Annotated in this window: 17 protein-coding genes and 1 tRNA gene; 2 read left to right on the top strand and 16 right to left on the bottom strand. The window is 45.8% G+C overall.

The window, feature by feature from the left end; genetic code table 11:
• Positions 1-88: 88 nt before the first annotated feature.
• The 8 genes from rnr to MHB64_RS00915 form a co-directional block, all read right to left on the bottom strand.
• Complete coding sequence (gene rnr / locus MHB64_RS00950; RefSeq protein WP_341136036.1) at positions 89-2,962, bottom strand: ribonuclease R; 2,874 nt, start codon at positions 2,960-2,962, stop codon at positions 89-91.
• Between the two features lie 343 nt (positions 2,963-3,305).
• Complete coding sequence (gene secG, locus MHB64_RS00945) at positions 3,306-3,539, bottom strand: preprotein translocase subunit SecG (RefSeq protein ID WP_042123332.1); 234 nt, start codon at positions 3,537-3,539, stop codon at positions 3,306-3,308.
• A gap of 212 nt (positions 3,540-3,751) precedes the next feature.
• Positions 3,752-5,038: a phosphopyruvate hydratase gene (eno, locus tag MHB64_RS00940; protein WP_042123330.1), complete on the bottom strand. Its 1,287-nt coding sequence runs from the start codon at positions 5,036-5,038 to the stop codon at positions 3,752-3,754.
• 70 nt (positions 5,039-5,108) lie between these two features.
• Complete coding sequence (gpmI, locus tag MHB64_RS00935; protein ID WP_094877730.1) at positions 5,109-6,653, bottom strand: 2,3-bisphosphoglycerate-independent phosphoglycerate mutase; 1,545 nt, start codon at positions 6,651-6,653, stop codon at positions 5,109-5,111.
• 1 nt (position 6,654) lies between these two features.
• Complete coding sequence (gene tpiA, locus MHB64_RS00930; RefSeq protein WP_060626476.1) at positions 6,655-7,407, bottom strand: triose-phosphate isomerase; 753 nt, start codon at positions 7,405-7,407, stop codon at positions 6,655-6,657.
• A gap of 26 nt (positions 7,408-7,433) precedes the next feature.
• The gene (locus MHB64_RS00925) at positions 7,434-8,615 is read right to left on the bottom strand and encodes a phosphoglycerate kinase (protein ID WP_094873189.1); all 1,182 of its coding nucleotides are present in this window, start codon (positions 8,613-8,615) and stop codon (positions 7,434-7,436) included.
• A gap of 116 nt (positions 8,616-8,731) precedes the next feature.
• Positions 8,732-9,742 (bottom strand): type I glyceraldehyde-3-phosphate dehydrogenase, encoded by a 1,011-nt coding sequence (gene gap, locus MHB64_RS00920; RefSeq protein WP_036687120.1) that lies wholly within the window; start codon positions 9,740-9,742, stop codon positions 8,732-8,734.
• Positions 9,743-9,844: 102 nt separating this feature from the next.
• A complete protein-coding gene (locus MHB64_RS00915; protein WP_042123320.1) occupies positions 9,845-10,897 on the bottom strand; it encodes a sugar-binding transcriptional regulator in 1,053 nt (350 codons plus the stop codon).
• Between the two features lie 334 nt (positions 10,898-11,231).
• Between MHB64_RS00915 and MHB64_RS00910 the strand changes: the two genes are divergently transcribed.
• Positions 11,232-11,306, top strand: a tRNA-Arg gene (locus MHB64_RS00910).
• Between the two features lie 193 nt (positions 11,307-11,499).
• Complete coding sequence (gene clpP / locus MHB64_RS00905; RefSeq protein WP_042184034.1) at positions 11,500-12,096, top strand: ATP-dependent Clp endopeptidase proteolytic subunit ClpP; 597 nt, start codon at positions 11,500-11,502, stop codon at positions 12,094-12,096.
• A 95-nt stretch (positions 12,097-12,191) separates the two neighbouring features.
• On the opposite strand, the gene MHB64_RS00900 is transcribed toward clpP, so the two are convergent.
• The 8 genes from MHB64_RS00900 to MHB64_RS00865 all read right to left on the bottom strand — a co-directional run bounded on the left by MHB64_RS00900 (position 12,192) and on the right by MHB64_RS00865 (position 19,413).
• Positions 12,192-12,830: a GDSL-type esterase/lipase family protein gene (locus tag MHB64_RS00900; RefSeq protein ID WP_280787072.1), complete on the bottom strand. Its 639-nt coding sequence runs from the start codon at positions 12,828-12,830 to the stop codon at positions 12,192-12,194.
• Positions 12,831-12,939: 109 nt separating this feature from the next.
• Positions 12,940-14,040, bottom strand: coding sequence for a PdaC/SigV domain-containing protein (locus tag MHB64_RS00895; protein WP_280787071.1), 1,101 nt, complete (start codon positions 14,038-14,040; stop codon positions 12,940-12,942).
• Positions 14,041-14,162: 122 nt separating this feature from the next.
• Entirely contained in the window at positions 14,163-14,918 is a 756-nt protein-coding gene (locus tag MHB64_RS00890; protein WP_094873184.1) for an SIMPL domain-containing protein, read from the bottom strand.
• Between the two features lie 150 nt (positions 14,919-15,068).
• Complete coding sequence (locus MHB64_RS00885) at positions 15,069-15,338, bottom strand: HPr family phosphocarrier protein (RefSeq protein ID WP_036687106.1); 270 nt, start codon at positions 15,336-15,338, stop codon at positions 15,069-15,071.
• 97 nt (positions 15,339-15,435) lie between these two features.
• Positions 15,436-16,365 carry a DNA-binding protein WhiA gene (gene whiA, locus MHB64_RS00880; protein ID WP_042123310.1) on the bottom strand — a complete coding sequence of 310 codons (930 nt, stop codon included), beginning with the start codon at positions 16,363-16,365 and terminating at the stop codon, positions 15,436-15,438.
• A gap of 147 nt (positions 16,366-16,512) precedes the next feature.
• Entirely contained in the window at positions 16,513-17,460 is a 948-nt protein-coding gene (locus MHB64_RS00875) for a gluconeogenesis factor YvcK family protein (protein WP_179085868.1), read from the bottom strand.
• Between the two features lie 57 nt (positions 17,461-17,517).
• A complete protein-coding gene (gene rapZ, locus MHB64_RS00870; RefSeq protein ID WP_042123306.1) occupies positions 17,518-18,417 on the bottom strand; it encodes an RNase adapter RapZ in 900 nt (299 codons plus the stop codon).
• A 45-nt stretch (positions 18,418-18,462) separates the two neighbouring features.
• Positions 18,463-19,413, bottom strand: a complete 951-nt coding sequence (locus MHB64_RS00865) for an ROK family glucokinase (protein WP_042184026.1) — start codon at positions 19,411-19,413, stop codon at positions 18,463-18,465.
• Positions 19,414-19,571 lie beyond the last annotated feature (158 nt).

Here is a 19,571-nt window from a genome sequence, read left to right as displayed (position 1 = left end):
AAAAAAAATTAAAAAAGCACTGCCCATCAAAGGAGACAGTGCTTAATCTTGCGTCATAGAGCTACGTAACGCAGTCCAATAACGTTATTTATTTCTTCTTTCTCTTACGAGGAGCTCCGTCTGGAGCGCTGCCTGTAGTATCGCTACGTTTAGAAGCGGCTTGTTCCGACGTCTGAACGTTGCCCGGTGTCACGGATTGACCGATGAACACACCGCTTTTGTTCTTCTTTTTCCGGCGACCTTTACCTGTTGGAGCACCGCCACGGCCTTCTCCACCGCCAAAGTTACCACCGCGGTCCTCACGGCTACGGAACTTCGTGCTGCCGTCCAGACCGCGGACTTCGCCGCCGGAAGAGTCAGACGCAGGAGCGCCATATCCGCCTTTGCCGGAGCCAAAGCCGAAGCTAATGCCGCGTCCACCACCGGCACCGCCGTTGTCACCGCCGCGGCCTCGCCCGCCGCTGCGCTCACGCGGCGCGCCTGCGTTGCCGGCTTCGCCTCCGCGCTCTGCACCGGTGCTTCCGCCCGGCGCCGCCACTACCCGGCTCGCATCCTCGCCGGTATCACGCCCGCGCTTCCGCTTTCCGCGTCCGCCCGGTGCAACACCGGCCGCTTCGCGCGGCCCTTCGCCGGCGCGCACACCAGCGCCCGGCTTGCTCTTGCCCGCGCCTACAACAGCGCCGGGCTTGCCTTTACCGCCGCGGCCCTTGCCGCCGCCGGCCTTACCCCCAGCGGCTGGCTTGCCGAAGCCGCCAGCCCCACGGCCGCCCTTGCCACCGCGGCCGCCTCCAAAGCCACCGCCGCGATGTTCACCTGGCGCGCGTGGCTTCATGTCGACCAACTCGAAATCGATCGTGTGGTCATCCATATTTACCTTGGCGACTCGAATCTTCACCTCGTCACCAATGCGGAACACCCGCGATGTGCGCTCGCCAATGAGCGCCATATGCGCTTCGTCGAAGTGATAATAATCGTCGCTCATAGCGCTGAGACGAATAAGGCCTTCGACAGTATTGTCCAGCTCGATGAACATCCCGAAGCTGGTCACACTGCTGACCATTGCCTCGAATTCCTCGCCTACTTTATCCTGCATATATTCAGCTTTCTTCAGCTGCTCTGTATCGCGTTCTGCTTCTACTGCTACACGCTCACGCTCCGAGGACTGCTGAGCAATATCAGGCATCCGGCCGGCCAAATAATCATGCCGTTTCTGGCTCAGCGCCCCTCCATTCTCAATCACTTCACGCATTACACGGTGAATGACCAGATCGGGGTAACGGCGAATCGGCGAAGTGAAGTGGGAATAGTATTCCGCAGCCAGTCCGAAATGGCCTGTGCTCTCCGCATCATATTTCGCCTGCTTCATGGAACGCAACATCATTGTGCTAATAACGGTCTGTTCTTTAGTCCCTTGGATTTGCTCCAACAGATCCTGCAAAGCACGTGGATGAACCGAATTGCCACGTCCCTTCACGTGATATCCGAAATTAGCTGCAAAAGCCATAAAATTCTGCAGCTTCTCTGGATCCGGATCTTCGTGAATCCGGTAAAGGAACGGAACCTTCAACCAGTGAAAATGCTCCGCGACTGTTTCATTCGCCGCGAGCATAAATTCCTCGATAATTTGCTCAGCTACAGAACGCTCACGCTTCACAATATCTACAGCCTTGCCGTTCTCATCTACGATGATTTTGCTCTCTTCAAAGTCAAAATCAACCGCGCCCCGCCGCATCCGCGCATCACGCAGCTTCATCGCCAATTCTTTCATGAGACGGAAATCATCAATTAATGGACTATAGCGCTCCAGCAATTCTGGATCTTCATCCTCTAAAATTTTGCGGACATTGGAATAAGTCATTCTTTCCTTGGTGCGAATCACACTTGTAAAGACATCGTGCTTCACGACCTTCATGTGTTCGTTAAATTCCATCTCACAGGACATCGTTAAGCGGTCTACCTGTGGATTCAAACTGCAAATCCCGTTAGACAAACGATGAGGCAGCATCGGAATGACCCGATCCACCAAGTACACACTACAGCCCCGATCATAGGCTTCTTTATCGAGCTCAGAGCTCTCACGCACGTAATAACCTACATCCGCAATATGCACGCCTAGCTTGTAGTGTCCGTTCTCCAGCCGCTGAACATTAACCGCATCATCCAGGTCCTTAGCATCCTCACCATCAATCGTGACAATGTTTAGTCCGCGCAAGTCGCGACGTCCCTGCTCAGCAATTTCCTCTTCTGTGATGGAGTCCGGAGCGTTGTCCGCTTCGTTCATCACTTCAGCGGGAAAGGCCTCTGGCAGCTGATGTTTACGGATGATAGATAGAATATCAACTCCCGGATCATCCTTATGTCCGAGGATCTCAATAATTTCACCCTCTGCCGCTGATCGGCCTTCTGGATAATTAACAATGCGCACAACGACCTTTTGGCCGTCTACCGCTCCCATGAAGGATTGCTTTGGAATAAAAATATCACGGTTAATCCGTTTATCATCAGGCAGCACAAAACCATAGGTCTCCAAGTTTTGAAATACGCCAACTGTCTGCAATACGCCTCGTTTTACAATACGTTCAACTTCACCTTCCATACGTCCGCCGGACGGACTTTTAGAAGTAATACGGATTAGGACGATATCTCCATTCATAGCTCCCTTAAGATCATTCGCATGGATATATACGTCAGGATGATCACGATCATCCGGGATAAGAAAAGCGAAGCCTTTCGCATGAGCCTGTAACCGGCCTCGCAGTAAATCCATTCGTTCCGGCACGCCATAACGTGCATTTCGAGTTAATACAATTCTTCCGTCCTGCTCTAATTCAATTAGTAGTTCCTCGAACTTTTTAAACCCTGTGCTATCTTCTAGAGCAAAATGGCTCACCAGCTCTTCATAAGTCATTGGTTTATATGCAGTTTCCCGCATGAAATCGAGTAATATTTCTTGTGTTATCATGTTCGTCACCCCAACCCTCCGCGGCTCCAAGCCGCTGGCAAATATGTATGTCTTGTCCTGCTCTGTAGTAATGCCAAGTAAATTTTACCTTTACCTACTTCATACCCTAGTATACACGAAATCAATCCTGCGCATCCCTGTTACTGTCATCCAAAGGTAAACGCAGTACAAAATTTCACTCCACCGAAAAAGAAAGTCTTCTTTATGATGCTTTTCGTACCGAATTCTTTATTCTTACTACTATGAAAAGAAAAGCACCAACAGGTGCTTCTCCTTTTAATTATAACAAAAAAGCCTTCACTCCATTCCATTCAGAACAGAGCGAGGGCTTACTGTAGGTACTTTAGTCAATAAAAACAGCAGCTAGAATTGCCATAATGAAGAATCCTGCAGCAAGTCCAACAGTTACACGTTGTAGTACAAGTTCCATACCACGAGCTTTTGTTTTACCAAAGAGATGCTCAGCACCGCCGGAGATGGCACCGGAAAGACCCGCGCTTTTCCCCTTTTGCAGAAGAACGACCGCAATAAGACCGACGGAAAAAATCAGGAGCACAACTTTCAAAAAGATATCCATTCACTTCCACCTCCTACGCCTAAGCATCACTATCTATGGTAATTGAGGTTATCACGATACATAAACAGTATTCTTATTTTATCATAGCAATGCCGTTAATACAACAGCCTAGGCTGTTAAGTCGTAGCTTTTCTTGAAAGATTAGGATAAACAGCTATTCAAAAAAAGACCCACCATAATGGCGGGTCTTCGTACTCTGCTATAAAAGCAGATTATCTTTTAAGGTTGTAGAAGGATTTCAGGCCGTTGTATTGAGCCAATTCACCCAACTCGTCTTCAATGCGAAGCAATTGGTTGTATTTAGCAACACGGTCTGTACGGGAAGGAGCACCCGTTTTGATTTGACCAGCGTTAGTCGCAACAGCGATGTCAGCGATTGTGCTATCTTCGGATTCGCCGGAACGGTGAGAGATAACAGCTGTGTAACCAGCACGTTTAGCCATTTCGATAGCATCGAAAGTTTCAGTCAATGTACCAATTTGGTTAACTTTAACCAAGATGGAGTTACCGATACCTTTTTCGATACCTGTTGCAAGACGCTCAGTGTTTGTAACGAACAAGTCGTCACCAACCAATTGAACTTTGTCTCCCAATTTTTCAGTAAGCAATTTCCAACCATCCCAGTCGTCTTCGGACATACCGTCTTCGATTGTGATGATTGGGTATTTCTCAACCCATGAAGCAAGAAGGTCAACATACTCAGCGGAAGTGTAAGATTTACCTTCGCCAGCAAGTGTGTATTTACCGTCTTTGTAGAACTCAGTGGAAGCAACGTCCATACCCAAGAATACGTCAACGCCTGGTTTGTAACCAGCTTTTTCGATAGCTTCGATAATTGTAGTGATTGCTTCTTCATTCGAACCAAGGTTTGGTGCGAAACCACCTTCGTCACCCACAGCAGTGTTCAGGCCTTTGGATTGAAGTACGGATTTCAAGTTGTGGAAAATTTCAGCACCTGTACGAAGAGCTTCTTTGAAGCTTGGAGCTCCTACAGGAAGAACCATGAACTCTTGAACATCGATGTTGTTATCCGCATGCTCACCACCATTGATGATGTTCATCATTGGTACTGGAAGAGTTTTAGCGTTGAATCCGCCCAGGTATACATACAAAGGAATATCCAATGCTGCTGCAGCTGCGCGAGCTACGGCCATGGATACTGCTAGGATTGCGTTAGCGCCCAATTTACCTTTGTTATGTGTTCCGTCCAAAGTAATCATCAATTTGTCGATGCCCACTTGATCAAGAGCGTCCATACCGATAACTTCTGGAGCAATGATTTCATTTACGTTCTCAACAGCTTTAAGAACGCCTTTACCCATGTAACGGGATTTATCGCCATCACGAAGCTCTACAGCTTCATGAGCACCAGTGGAAGCGCCGGAAGGAACGATAGCGCGGCCTTTAGCACCGGATTCAAGATAAACGTCAACCTCTACAGTTGGGTTACCGCGGGAGTCAAGGACTTCGCGAGCATATACATCAGAAATAATAGTCATTTTAGTTAATCTCCTTTAAACAATGTTTTGGTTTTTAATTGTTAAAGCTTGAATCTTAGGTATTGTTTCCTTATTTGCGACTAGCAATCATGGATTGACCGGTCATTTCCGCAGGTTGCGGAAGTCCCATCAGATCCAGAATGGTTGGTGCTACATCGGCAAGGATACCGCGATCGCGCAATACAACATTTTCATCCGTAAGGATGAACGGAACCGGGTTAGTGGTATGAGCTGTGAACGGACGACCGTTCTCATCAAACACCATGTCTGCATTACCGTGATCGGCAATAATGATCGCAACGCCACCCTTGGCAACTACTGCGTCCACTACTTTACCTACACACTCATCAGTTACCTCTACAGCCTTGATTGTTGGCTCCAGCATTCCGGAGTGTCCAACCATATCAGGGTTTGCAAAGTTAAGGATAATAGCATCCTGTCTTTCCGCTTCAATTTCTGCTACGCAGGCTGCAGCCACTTCGTAAGCACTCATCTCAGGTTGAAGATCATAGGTTGCTACTTTAGGAGAGTTGATCAAGATACGAGTTTCTCCTGGAAGCTCCTCATCACGTCCACCACTGAAGAAGAACGTTACGTGCGGATATTTCTCAGTTTCCGCGATGCGCAGTTGCTTCTTGTTTTGTTGCACAAGTACTTCACCCAATGTGTTATCCAGGTTCTTCGGTGAATAGGCTACATAACCTTGTACCGTTTCACTGAAAGTAGTCAGGCATACGAAGTGCAAGTCTTGCGGGAACAAAGGACCCCGTTCGAAACCGCGGAAATCTTGATTCGTGAACACTTGTGACAACTGAATAGCACGGTCAGGGCGGAAGTTGAGGAACACGACGGAATCGCCGCTCTCTACTGCCGTTACCGGCTTGCCTTCACTGTCTACAATTACGCTAGGTTCAACGAATTCGTCGAACACGGAATTTGAATAAGATGCAGTGATAGCTTGCAGAGCATCCGTGTATTTCGGTCCTTCGCCATAAACCATAGCACGATAGGCTTTTTCTACACGATCCCAACGTTTGTCACGGTCCATTGCGTAATAACGCCCGGATACCGTAGCAATTGTACCTACTCCAACCTCTTCAATCTTAGCAACCAGATCTTGAACAAACTTCTTACCACTATCTGGAGGTACGTCCCGGCCATCCATGAAAGCGTGGATATACACTTCGTGCATATCTTCTTTCTTAGCCAGGTCAAGCATAGCAAACAGGTGATTAATATGGCTATGTACCCCTCCGTCGGATACAAGCGCGTAAAGATGAAGCTTTTTACCTGTGTTCTTAGCATTTCTAACTGCGGCTACCAGTGTTTCATTATCGAAGAATTCGCCCTCACGGATCGATTTATCGATACGAGTCAAATCCTGGTATACAATCCGTCCTGCACCAATATTTAAGTGCCCTACTTCAGAGTTGCCCATTTGGCCTTCTGGAAGACCAACAGCTTCACCACAAGCAGTAAGGGTAGTATTAGGATATTGTTTCAAGTAACGGTCATAGTTAGGTTTGTTAGCTTGAGCAACGGCGTTACCTTCAGAGGTTCCACGCAAACCGAAACCATCCATGATGATCAAAGCTACAGGTCTTGGAGCTGACATCTTACTTCGCCCCCTCAACCAATTGAACGAAGGAAGCAGGCTGCAAGCTGGCACCGCCAACAAGCGCACCATCGATGTCGCTTTGGCCCATGTACTCAGTTACATTCTCAGGCTTCACGCTGCCGCCGTATTGAATACGAACAGCTTCAGCGGTTGCTGCATCATACAAATCTTTTACAAGACTGCGGATGTAAGCAATAACTTCGTTAGCATCTTGGGAAGTGGAAGATTTACCTGTGCCAATAGCCCAGATAGGTTCGTATGCAATGACAACTTTTGCTGCTTGCTCGGCACTAAGTCCTTGGAATGCAGCTTCAGTTTGTACTTTACATACTGCTTTAGTTTGATCAGCTTCACGCTCTTCGAGCTTTTCGCCAACACATACGATTGGAGTGATACCGTGGCGGAATGCAGCATGCATTTTCTTATTCACGATTTCATCTGTTTCGCCAAAATAAGCACGACGCTCTGAGTGACCAATGATTACATAGTCTACGCCGAGATCGCTAAGCATTACACCACTGATTTCTCCTGTGTAAGCACCGTTATCTTCAAAGTGCAGGTTCTGTGCGCCAATCTTGATGTCTGTACCCTTTGCAGCTGCTACAAGTGCAGGCAGGTTAGTAAATGGGGCGCAGATAACAGTCTCAACGCCTTCTACTTCTGCTTTGCCTTTGATGTCAGCAATAAAGCTTTCTGCTTCAGGAACTGTTTTGAACATCTTCCAGTTTCCTGCGATAATTGGTGTTCTCATGACTTAAGTTGCCTCCTTCTTGGGTCTTACTTATCGTTCAGTGCTTCTACGCCAGGAAGCGCCTTGCCTTCCATGAACTCAAGGGATGCACCGCCACCAGTTGAAATATGATCCATTTGATCAGCCAGGTGGAATTTCTCTGCTGCTGCTGCGGAATCTCCGCCACCAATAACAGTATAACCTTCAGTAGTTGCACAAGCTTTTGCTACTGCAATTGTACCTTCAGCGAATTTATCAATTTCAAATACACCCATAGGTCCATTCCAGACAACTAGCTTGGAGTTTTTGATCACATCTGCATAAAGCTCACGGGTTTTCGGTCCGATATCAAGACCTTCCCAGCCTTCTGGGATTTCATTGAAAGGAACGATTTGCGTGTTGGCATCCGCACCGAATTTATCGGCTACCACGACGTCAACTGGAAGCAAGAAGTTCTTACCAAGCGATTTGGCTTTCTCAATGAATTCAAGAGCAGTTCCCAATTTATCGTTGTCCACTAGGGAAATACCGATTTCAAATCCCAATGCTTTGGTAAAGGTGTAGGACAGACCGCCACCGATCAAGACATTGTCTGCCAAATTCAGCAGGTTGTCGATCACGTCAATTTTGTCCTTCACTTTCGAACCACCGATGATTGCAGTGAAAGGACGCTCAGGGTTAGAAAGAGCTTTACCCAGAACAGACAATTCTTTCTCCATCAAAAGACCGGATACAGCTGGTAGGAAATGAGCGATACCTTCTGTCGATGCATGAGCACGGTGAGCCGCACCAAACGCATCGTTAACGAACAAATCAGCCAGTTCAGCAAATTGTTTAGCCAGTTCAGGATCGTTTTTCTCTTCGCCTGGGTAGAAACGAACATTCTCAAGTACAAGTACGTCGCCTTCTCCTAGCTCAGCAATTTTTGCTTTTACAGCTTCACCAACAGCTTCGTCAGCTTTAGCTACTGGTTTGCCAAGAAGCTCGGACAGACGTTCAGCAGCAGTAGTCAAACGCATGGAATCTACGAATTGGCCTTTAGGACGACCCATGTGACTTGCAAGAATGATCTTTGCACCGTTCTCAATCAAATATTTAATAGTTGGAAGTGTTTCGCGGATACGAGTATCATCAGTAATTTTACCGTCTTCTACAGGCACGTTGAAATCCACGCGTACAAATACGCGTTTACCCTTTACTTCTACATCACGGACGCTCTTTTTGTTCATGATTAATTCCTCCACACCCCATATTGTTTCTAGCAGGAAACAAGAAATACATTTAGAAAGAGCGGAAACAAGGAACTTCTGTTTCCGCTCTATAGATGTTGCTTATATCAAGTCAATTACTTAGCGATTTTAGCGAATTTCTCCAAAGTACGAACCAATTGTGCAGTGTAGGACATTTCATTGTCATACCAAGCAACCGTTTTAACCAGTTGTTTGTCGCCAACAGTCAATACTTTAGTTTGTGTAGCATCGAACAGGGATCCGAAAGTCATACCTTTGATGTCGGAAGATACGATTTCATCTTCAGTGTAACCATAAGTGTCTGGATCGGAAGCTGCTTTCATAGCTGCGTTGATTTCTTCAACAGTAACGCTCTTATCAAGAACAGTTACAAGCTCAGTCAGGGAACCAGTTGCAACTGGAACACGTTGAGCTGCACCATCCAATTTACCTTTAAGTTCTGGAATAACCAGACCGATTGCTTTAGCAGCACCAGTAGTGTTAGGGATGATGTTCTCAGCTGCTGCACGAGCACGTCTGAAGTCACCTTTAGCATGTGGAGCATCCAAAGTGTTTTGGTCGCCAGTGTAAGCGTGAATTGTAGTCATCAAGCCTTCAACGATACCGAACTTGTCGTTCAATACTTTTGCCATTGGAGCTAGGCAGTTAGTAGTGCAAGATGCGCCGGAAATAACAGTCTCAGTACCATCAAGAATGTCATCGTTAACGTTGTAAACGACAGTTTTCATGTCGCCAGTAGCTGGAGCGGAGATAACTACTTTCTTAGCTCCACCTTTCAAGTGTTTTTCAGCTGCTTCTTTAGTTGTGAAGAAACCTGTGCACTCAAGTACGATATCAACGCCTAGGTCGCCCCATGGCAATTCTTCAGGGTTACGGTTAGCAAGAACCTTAACTTCTTTGCCATTGACTTTGAAGAAGCCGTCATGCACTTCAACATCACCTTGGAATTTACCTTGAGTTGTATCATATTTAAGCAAATGAGCAAGCATCTTAGCGTCAGTCAAGTCGTTGATTGCTACCACTTCGATACCTTCTACATTTTGAATACGGCGGAAAGCAAGGCGTCCAATACGTCCAAATCCGTTAATTCCAACTTTTACACTCATTGAATAGTTCCTCCTAGAATTCGTTTTATTTATTCAAAACAGACCGTGAAGCCTGTCATGACAACAATGTTAAGTATAATGCAAGATATATGTTCTAGTAAGTTACGACGATATCTGTAACTGATTGTCAATCTCCTTGCCTATTTCCACAGCAGCAGCCTCGTCCGTGACGAGAATATTCTCCTGCCCGAAACGCAGCATGGCATGAATAGCTTTGGCCTTTGGCTTGCCTCCGGCAATACCGATGACAGTTTCCGTCCGAACAATATCTTCTAGACGTAATCCCATCGTAAGCATCGTATGCACAACCTGACCATCTTCATTAAAATAATATCCAAAGGATTCTGCCACTGCTCCCTCACCCTGGATTTCTGAGACAGTAGCCTCATCCAGCTTGCGGCGGCGAGTCATTTCAATGGCATCCCCAATCCCATGTACAATAATACGCGAACTGCGGATGATTTGTACAATCTCTCCAATATTAGAATCAAGTGCTAATGACTGATAGGCATCCCCACTAAGTAAATCAGGGACATGCAGCAACCGGTAATTCGCTCCAACCCGTTTTGCCATTGTAGAGGCAATCGTATTGGCTTGAATCTCCATACTCTCTCCTAATCCGCCACGCGCTGGAACAAACCAGGCGTTCTTATAGGAAAGGGATAACGGCGGTGTCAGTTGATCAGCCATATCGGCAAGCGTTGATCCACCTGTGACAGCAACAATATCATCTGTACGGAGGACACTGAGCAGCGCTTTTGCACCTGCGCGGCCAAGCTCACGTTTGGTGAATGGTGATGACTCACAATCACCCGGCACCACAATGACTTTATCCAGACCGTATGTTGCCCGAATTTTCTCTTCCAGCTCATCCAGACCAAACAGGCTCTTAACGACCGGCTCTAGCAAATCAAGCAGTCTGCGCCCAGCAGCGCTAATGCGCATACCAACGCTCTCGATCTCAATGAGCCCTTGCGATTTCAGAAGATCCGTCTCGGCACGCAGTACCCGCTCAGTCATATCAAGCGAAGCGGCAAGCGTTCTGCGTCCAATGATATCGGACAGCATGATCTGATGAAGAATCGTGTACCGTCTCTTAAGGGTTTCCATGAGATCAGGCAGAAGCTGCTTTTGGATATCTAATAAATTACGCATGCTTTCACTCCTGCAACTTCGTCTTCCTCTATTCCCTTGTTCATGGTCTCAAAATGTCCCGGGTAAACTTTTTAAGTCCCACTCATATTCTAACCAAATATTGCTCGAAGTGCAAGTCTTCCGAGAGTAGAATTCTCAAGCGCTTGTCTTCTTATACATTTATAAGATTGGGAAAGAGTTAAAGCACCTAAAACCTGTCATTAACTATCCAGATTCTATCTCTGAGTGAAAACGAATATAAGCTTGTCTACCTTTAAGAAAAAGGATAGTGTCCTGCTCTGTATTATTAAATTCATTGCAATTGCTCAGGAATTATATTATAATCATTTTTGTTGCGCCCGTGGTCCAATGGATATGACGTAGGCCTCCGAAGCCTGAGATCCAAGTTCGATTCTTGGCGGGCGCGCCATTAATTTCACTTTTGTACATAATTTAGTAGTGCCTATACTACTACTTAACCAAAGAGCCGCATGTCGGCTCTTTTTTTTGAATATAAGTTTGACTTTCTTTGACTTTTTGTTTGAATTTGTTTATCATGTGGGTAATACGGCAAGAGTAAAAATGAATACATTTGAAGAACCAATATCAAGGAGGTTTTCCACGTGAGTTATATTCCTATGGTAGTAGAACAGAGCAACCGCGGTGAGCGCGCTTATGACATCTATTCCCGCCTGCTGAAGGACCGCATCATTTTCCTTGGAACGGAGGTTAATGACGTGGTAGCCAATTCTATCATCGCACAAATGCTGTTCTTGGCTGCCGAAGATCCTGAGAAGGACATTCACCTTTATGTGAATAGCCCTGGTGGTTCCATCACTGCAGGTATGGCTATTTTTGATACAATGCAGTACATTAAGCCAGACGTTTCCACCATCTGTGTCGGTATGGCAGCTTCCATGGGAGCTTTCCTGCTTAACGCTGGTGCTAAAGGCAAACGCTTCGCACTTCCTAACAGTGAGATCATGATTCACCAACCTCTGGGTGGTGCTCAAGGTCAAGCAACGGATATCGAAATCCGCGCTCGCCGTATCCTCAAATTGCGCGATAAGCTGAATCGCATTCTTGCAGAACGTACGGGTCAACCCCTGGAACGTATTGAGAAGGATACAGATCGTGATTACTTCATGACTGCTGCAGACGCGGCAGCTTACGGTATCGTTGATAAAGTCATCGAGAAAACACTGCCTAGCGGTGTGTAAGCTATAAAACAACACAAAGAGGCTGTACACTATCCACTTGATGGTTAGTGCACAGCCTCTTTGCTTTTCAGCCCCCCATTACAAATGAATCTCAATTAAATCAAACCACCATAACCAAGCGCATTGAGTTTCTCAGCAATCACACGGTAGCCTCGGCCATTAGGATGTAAGTGGTCAAACGATAAAAGGCCTCTCTCATTTCCTGCAAACTCACCATAAATAGAAGCAAATCCAACTACTCGGCTACTATACTGCGATGCATAGCGGTTAAACTGCTTCACCCACTCTGTAGCGCCTACTACCTGAGGATAGGGATTATACAATCCCACAATTCGAATGATATAAGGTCTACGTGCCCCCGCTTTCAATTGGAAAAGAATACTCATAATGACAGCGAAATTTTGTTTGCATTCCTGCAGTGATCTTCCCAGCTCTTTAGATAAATTCCCAGGTTGTCTAGCTGCAGCCTTTGCAGCATGAATTAAATCGTTGCCACCGATGGATAGCGTGATAATGTCGGCTGCTCGAATGGCTTCGCGAGTCATTGCACTCCCCCGTAGCCGCTGTTCCAGTTCAGAAGTAGTCAATCCATTCACGCCCAAATTCGTAGAGGCCACATTAGAACGCAGTCTCCCTTCCGCCATTCTACGGTACACCGGTACAAAACCGTTACCTGGCAGAGCGCCAAATCCAGTCGTCAAGGAATCGCCAATTGCAGTGTATTGATAGCTCATAGCTCTCCCCCGTTCATAAACTAGTTACTCCATTTAGCATATGAATTCGAGGTGATTCTGGTAAGGGGGAGATGTCCAGTGCTGACACCCGCGTTTACGACTTTACTATTTATTTTACAGCAGCAAATGGGCTACCGCCTTCCGGCAACAGTTCTTTGAAAGTAAAGGGGTATTCGGGGAACCCCGCAGCATATGCTGTGTATTCGTACAATTGGAAGAACAGAACGACCTGATCATCCTTCAGATAAAAATACTTTTCCGTATTCAATCCGTTGAATCCTCCCAAATAACTTTCCTCCGCTTTTACCAGCTTGTTCAACTTAGCATTTAACGTTTTTTTGTAGTTTGGGTTAGCACCAAAAAGATCGCCCAGCAATAGACGTTTGCCATCCTTGAGCGAGAAGGTAAACGCCTCCCGGTTGGTCATGCCATGAGCCCCGCCCGTATCGCTATACTGTGACATCAGCAAACTAATCACACCATTCTGATTGTAGGTCACTACATAATCTATATCATAAGTATACTTGGGCTCTGACCCAGAACGATTGGAGATATCCTGCTCTGCCCCTGCGGCGAATCTCATGGCACTTTCTTTCAAGGTATCGTTCATGGCCTTTTGCGCAGCGGATTGACTCAGTCCACTAATTTTCGGATAATCAAGCTGGATTAAAGCCTCTTTTCGATCTTTAGCATAGGTCTCAGTGGTTACTGTCAATGCGTTCTGTGGTCTGTTCATCACGTTCAGCTTACTAGAGCCTAGAGTCCAATCCACTTTATAGCCCAAATAATCATTTAAGAGACCGGATGGAACATAGAGACGATTGTTTATTAGCTTTCCTTCATATTCCCGAATGTAATAGTTGTTCACCCAGATAGAAGTACCAAAACTAGATAGCGTTAACTTGGCTTTAGCCGTCCCTTTTCCAATCGTGTATGCATTTTCTTCTTTATCATAAGTGAGAGGTAATCCCAGCACATCACGCATAAAGGTAATTGGGATCCAGACCTTCCCTTCCTGCACAATACCTGTCTGCTGCGAAATCACCCCGTTCGCCTTTAATACTATACTTGAAGCATTAGCCTTGCTCTTCGCCTGATCAGACGCTGCATAACCCGTATCACTAGGCAGTAATCCTCCACCAAGCAATAACCCCGCCGACATCAAACCTATGCCCCATTTGCGTACGATTTCTTTTGAGATATTCATCATCTTGTTTTCCCTCTCCTTTCCAATTAATTAAACATAATCCCAGAGAGCTTACACAAAAAAGAGGCATCCCCCACTATTAAGCGGAAGATTACCTCTTCTCTCTGTATTCATCTTGTAGGCTACTATTTCAATTCATACATAACGCTTAGTTGTGTTGTAACTTTAACTACTCCCGGTTGTACGGATGTGCTTGCACCAGCATCTGCTGCAGCCATATCCATTTTTAGATTTTGTTCAAAATATACTGGAGTAATATCGCCATCATTTTGACTAACCGTGAGCACTTGGCCTAAGCTACGTTTAGCTGCCTTAGCAATAGCTCCTGCCTTAACATCTGCGTTCGCCATCGCCTTTTCAATCACCTGAGCTTCAAAGGCAGAAGTATCTTCCACAGAAAAACGTGCATTTCCGAGATTGTTTGCCCCTGCTGCAGATGCAGCGTCAAGCAATTCACCAACCTTAGTCAGATCTCTATAAGACACTAACAGCGTATGATTCGCGTTGTATCCTTTTACTTGCTGTCCTTCTTTTTCGCTATAACTATAGTTGGGTTGCACATAGAATTGGGTGCTTTGAATATCTTTATCTGCGATTTTCCAAGTCCCTTTCAATAGGGTAGTGATCTTTTGGATTTTAGCAGCATTTGTTTTTTGTGCTTCTTGCGCAGTTGACGCCGTAGTATCTACTCCGATGGACAAGTATACAATATCCGGCTTGATGGACAATTCGCCTTTACCTACTACACTAACAACATTTTTCTGCACTTCATCTGCGTAAGCCTTTGTAGGACCCTGGGAGACACCACTCATACCAATTCCTCCAATTAACAAACTCCCTACAATCAACACTGAACCAATCTTCTTTACCAAACCTTTCATATTTGCCAGCCCCTTTCATCTTTTGTGATTTGTTATTATCCTCTAGACGAGTCATTCTGGTAAATGTTGCACATCTTAAATCTATTTTTTGGTATTAAAAAAAGCCCCTAGGGGCTTTTTAGTCATGCAATAAAAAGTCATGTCAAAAGATTATTGGTTCTCAAGCTCTTCTTTGCTGACGAGACTCGTCAAAGCGTTTACAGCTTGATCGGCGTCTGCACCATCCGCGCTGATATAGATCTCCGTGCCGGAACTGATCGCTAGGCTCATAATACCCATAATACTTTTGGCGTTTACTTTTTTATCGTCTTTTTCCACGAAAATCTCCGACGAAAACTTGTTAGCTTCTTGCACAAACAATGCTGCCGGTCGAGCGTGTAGCCCTGTCTTCAACCGAACAACTACCGGGTGCTTTGTCATGAAACGCTTACCCCCTAATTGAGTTCTCCCCAAAAATTTCACATTAATTTTATATTATTATATCATTATAACGTAAACCACACTAGAAAAAAAGTGACTAGCCGCCTCGAACCTTGTCCGCCAGTTCATCAATCTTACGAAGTCGATGATTTACTCCGGACTTACTAACCGTACCTTTCAGCATTTCACCAACCTCTTTAAGGTTGATATCTGGATGTGCCATTCGGATTTCTGCAACTTCCCGCAGTTTATCCGGCAAGCTCTCCAGCCCCACTTCTCGCTGCAGCAATTTGATATTCTCAATCTGCCGCACCGCGGCACTTATCGTTTTATTGAGATTCGCGGTCTCGCAGTTCACGATCCGATTCACGGAATTACGCATATCACGCATAATTCTTACATCCTCAAATTTGAACAACGCTTGATGCGCGCCGATCAGACTTAAGAATTCGATAATCTTCTCGCCTTCTTTAATGTATAGAATGAACCCTTTTTTACGTTCAATGCAGCGTGCGTTTAGGTGAAATTCACCAGCCAGATCAACTAGCGCTTTACAGTGCTCCTCATACATCGAGGAAATCTCCAAATGGTAAGAGGAACCCTCCGGATTATTAACCGATCCGCCCGCCAAAAAAGCACCCCGCAAATAAGCACGCTTACAGCAGTTATTCCCAACAATCTCTTTATCAATACCGTCGGTAAAAATAAATCCTTCGGACACAATTCTGAGATCATTTAAGATCTCCTGTACGCGGCTGGGGATTCTAACGATATACACGTTATTTTTCTTCAAACGCATTTTTTTACGCACGAGTAGCTCAATATGGACCTGGTAATATTTCTTAAGCAAAGAATATACCCGCCTTGCAATCGCGGCGTTCTCCGTCGAAATGTCGAGAATCACCTTTTTGCTTGAAAGCTGCACAGATCCATTCATACGGATAAGTGCTGACATTTCCGCCTTCTCACAACAGGGCTCACTCTCCACCATCGTCAGCTCTTTTTTGGTAAGGGCCGCAAAAGACAAGGGTCTCACCTCTTTCTGAAATAAGTACGTCATTCATATATACAAGCATAAAAGCCTTCGGTGTCCTTGTAAGGACGGTAAGCGTTTAAGCGAGAAATATAAACCATAAAGTATAGGTGTAAAACTTATACTCTCTTATATTTTAAGTTATACCCTAGGGTTTCTGTTTATCCAATCTTGCACAAGCTGATAGATATGATGACTAAGCTTATCGGTATCATGCCTTAAATAAGTTCGGAATAACACTAGCTTATCCGCTATAACTTTATATGCACTACCTTCTAGTACATCCTTATCGAGCTGTACCGGACGCGCACCCTTCTCAGCGTACTTCGACTGCACCTGCTCTGGAATTTCACCGTCATTCACAATAATATAATCAAATAAATGAATTCCAATATGATCATAAACAGCTTGTAGATGGTCATTTACAGTATAATTATCCGTTTCGCCAGGCTGAGTCATTACATTGCAGACAAAAATTTTGATTGCATCAGAAGATACAACAGCTTCTGCTAGCTTCGGAACAAGTAGGTTCGGAAGAATGCTCGTATATAGACTCCCTGGACCCAAAAGAATCGCATCTGCATTTCGAATCGCTTCAAGCGCTTCAGGCAACGGTTCCACATCAGCAGGCTCCAAAGAAACCCGTTTAATGATCCCGCCTGCTTCCGGTATTTTAGATTCCCCCGTGATAATCGTGCCGTCCGACATTTCCGCACGCAATACTACGGCATCTCCCGCAGCGGGTAATACCCGTCCGCGAACAGCAAATAATCGGCTAAGCTCACGAACAGCTGTGACAAAATCACCAGATATATCTGTAAGCGCGGCAAGAATTAAATTACCAAGACTATGGCCCGCCAATCCTTCGCCCGTGTTAAAACGATATCTCATAATATCCGCCATGAGCGGCTCTACATCAGCCATAGCTGTTAATACGTTGCGGATGTCCCCAGGAGGCGGCATTTGCAGTTCACTACGCAAAATGCCCGAGCTTCCTCCGTCATCTGCTACGGTAACTATAGCTGTAATATCTAGCGGCTTTTCTTTTAAGCCGCGAAGCATGACAGATAGTCCCGTGCCACCGCCCATAACGACGATACGTGGACGCTGTCTTTGTTCTTCAGCCACTATGGACCCCTTCTCTCATTAGTGCCGATCACGCTCGGAATCCCGATGACTAACAGCTACGGATTCCGTTTCGCTGACGCCCAGCATTTTGCCCAAATATTCAGAAATGGCTACTGAACGGTGTTTCCCGCCGGTACAGCCAATGCCGATAATAATCTGGGATTTACCTTCCCTACGATATTGCGGAATTAAGAAATGAAGCATATCGAGCAGTTTGGTCAGGAACACCTGTGTTTCAGGCCACTTCATTACATAGTCATAGACATCGCTGTCCTGACCTGTTTTGGGCCGCAGGTGATCCACATAATGTGGGTTAGGCAAAAAGCGAACATCGAATACGAGGTCTGCATCAATAGGAATACCATACTTAAATCCGAACGATGTAATGTTGACGGAGAGTGTACTTTTTCCTAAATGCGAGAACCGAGAAACGATCTTCTCCTTGAGCTGCACTGGTTTCATACTGCTAGTATCCAGACATAATGTGGCTGAATTCTTTAATTCCTCAAGCATCTTACGTTCCAGCTTGATACCATCAAGCGGAAGTCCCTTAGGCGCTAGCGGATGATGACGCCGGCTTTCCTTGTAACGCTGCACAAGCACCGAATCCGTAGCATCCAAGAACAAGATTTCACAGCCAATGGTTGACTCATCTTTGATATAGGCTAGAGACTCGGACAAAGCAGTGAAGAATTCCCTACCGCGCAGGTCAATCACAAGCGCTACCTTGGCGATCTTACCCTTCGACTGCTCAATCAGTTCTGCAAACTTAGGGATCAGCACCGGCGGCAAATTATCGACACAGAAGAACCCTAGGTCTTCCAGACTCTGAACAGCAATTGTCTTACCCGCACCTGACATTCCGGTAATAATGATCAGGGTGGCTCCAGCCGTTGGAGTATTGTCCAATTCGGTCATTAAAGCGTCCCCTCCCTAAATTAGTATATGAATACTCCCTATCTTTTAAGAACGAAGCAGAAGACCTGCCGCACCCACAATACCTGCATCATTACCAAGCTCCGCAGGGATAATCGAAACACCAGTCTGAAGCGGAGCCGGTGCGAGCTTAGCAAACACACGACGAACTTCATCAAATAGAATATCTCCAGCCTTAGATACACCACCACCAATGATGAAGACCTCAGGGTTAAGCACGGCTGCAACAGAAGCCATAGATTTACCCAGGTAGTATGCTGCACGGTTTACTATGCGAATCGCTACTTCATCGCCAGCCTTAGCCGCATCAAAGACTTCCTTCGCAGCAATCTTCTCTACCATTGAGAGCGAAGTACGATCACCACGAGCTACTGCATCGTTAGCCATACGAATAATTCCTGTAGCGGAGGAAACGGTTTCCAGACATCCCATATTACCGCAACCACATTGAATGGCTTCCAAATCCGGCACTACAGTGATATGGCCAAGCTCACCTGCTAGACCTGCAAAACCTTGATAAATCTTTCCGTTAATAATAATTCCGCCACCAACACCTGTTCCTAGCGTATAGCAAACACAATTTTCAATCCCGCGTCCTGCACCACTCCAGGCTTCACCCAGTGCAGCCACGTTCGCATCATTGTCTATTTTGACAGGCTTGTTCCAGCGATCTTCCAAAATGGAGCGAATCGGCACATCTTTAAATCCTATGTTAGGCGCAAGTATAATGATTCCTTCACGAATATTTGTGAACCCTGCTACGCCCGCTCCTACACCTGCAAGCTGATCCCAAGAGTACGGGGAATCCTCCACAATTTGGCGAACATACTTCTCGATATTATCGATAACAGTATCGACACCTTCTGCAGTTCCTGTAGGTCCCTCATAAGTATGCAATAGAGTTCCCTCAGCATTGCAGATTCCAACCTTAATTGCAGTTCCACCCAAATCCACGCCAACGTAGATATTCTCAGACATGTAACAAGCCACCTTTTTTTATACTAAAATAGTTAATCCTAAGTACCAACTATAATAGAAGCCCCCTCTGTGGTCAAGGAAAGACAACACACCCGGGAATTCCTTATTTTAATACTATACTCTATTATATTCTAAAAAGACCCCCTTACGACTAAGTA

The organism is Paenibacillus sp. FSL K6-2859 (assembly GCF_038008265.1).
GTDB lineage: Bacteria > Bacillota > Bacilli > Paenibacillales > Paenibacillaceae > Paenibacillus_AQ > Paenibacillus_AQ nitricinens.
Note: the sequence above shows the minus strand (reverse complement) of the source record. Positions and strands in the feature narration are given on the sequence as shown.

Excerpts from the sequence above, each read along its gene's own strand:
- MHB64_RS00900 (WP_280787072.1), bottom strand. The coding sequence starts at position 12,830 with ATGAGCTATCAATACACTGCAATTGGCGATTCCTTGACGACTGGATTT.
- tpiA (WP_060626476.1), bottom strand. The coding sequence starts at position 7,407 with ATGAGAACACCAATTATCGCAGGAAACTGGAAGATGTTCAAAACAGTT.
- MHB64_RS00915 (WP_042123320.1), bottom strand. The coding sequence starts at position 10,897 with ATGCGTAATTTATTAGATATCCAAAAGCAGCTTCTGCCTGATCTCATG.
- rnr (WP_341136036.1), bottom strand. The coding sequence starts at position 2,962 with ATGATAACACAAGAAATATTACTCGATTTCATGCGGGAAACTGCATAT.
- secG (WP_042123332.1), bottom strand. The coding sequence starts at position 3,539 with ATGGATATCTTTTTGAAAGTTGTGCTCCTGATTTTTTCCGTCGGTCTT.
- MHB64_RS00885 (WP_036687106.1), bottom strand. The coding sequence starts at position 15,338 with ATGACAAAGCACCCGGTAGTTGTTCGGTTGAAGACAGGGCTACACGCT.
- MHB64_RS00865 (WP_042184026.1), bottom strand. The coding sequence starts at position 19,413 with ATGTCTGAGAATATCTACGTTGGCGTGGATTTGGGTGGAACTGCAATT.
- eno (WP_042123330.1), bottom strand. The coding sequence starts at position 5,038 with ATGACTATTATTTCTGATGTATATGCTCGCGAAGTCCTTGACTCCCGC.
- MHB64_RS00895 (WP_280787071.1), bottom strand. The coding sequence starts at position 14,040 with ATGATGAATATCTCAAAAGAAATCGTACGCAAATGGGGCATAGGTTTG.
- MHB64_RS00925 (WP_094873189.1), bottom strand. The coding sequence starts at position 8,615 with ATGAACAAAAAGAGCGTCCGTGATGTAGAAGTAAAGGGTAAACGCGTA.
- rapZ (WP_042123306.1), bottom strand. The coding sequence starts at position 18,417 with ATGACCGAATTGGACAATACTCCAACGGCTGGAGCCACCCTGATCATT.
- gpmI (WP_094877730.1), bottom strand. The coding sequence starts at position 6,653 with ATGTCAGCTCCAAGACCTGTAGCTTTGATCATCATGGATGGTTTCGGT.
- MHB64_RS00875 (WP_179085868.1), bottom strand. The coding sequence starts at position 17,460 with ATGGGCGGTGGCACGGGACTATCTGTCATGCTTCGCGGCTTAAAAGAA.
- MHB64_RS00890 (WP_094873184.1), bottom strand. The coding sequence starts at position 14,918 with ATGAAAGGTTTGGTAAAGAAGATTGGTTCAGTGTTGATTGTAGGGAGT.
- gap (WP_036687120.1), bottom strand. The coding sequence starts at position 9,742 with ATGAGTGTAAAAGTTGGAATTAACGGATTTGGACGTATTGGACGCCTT.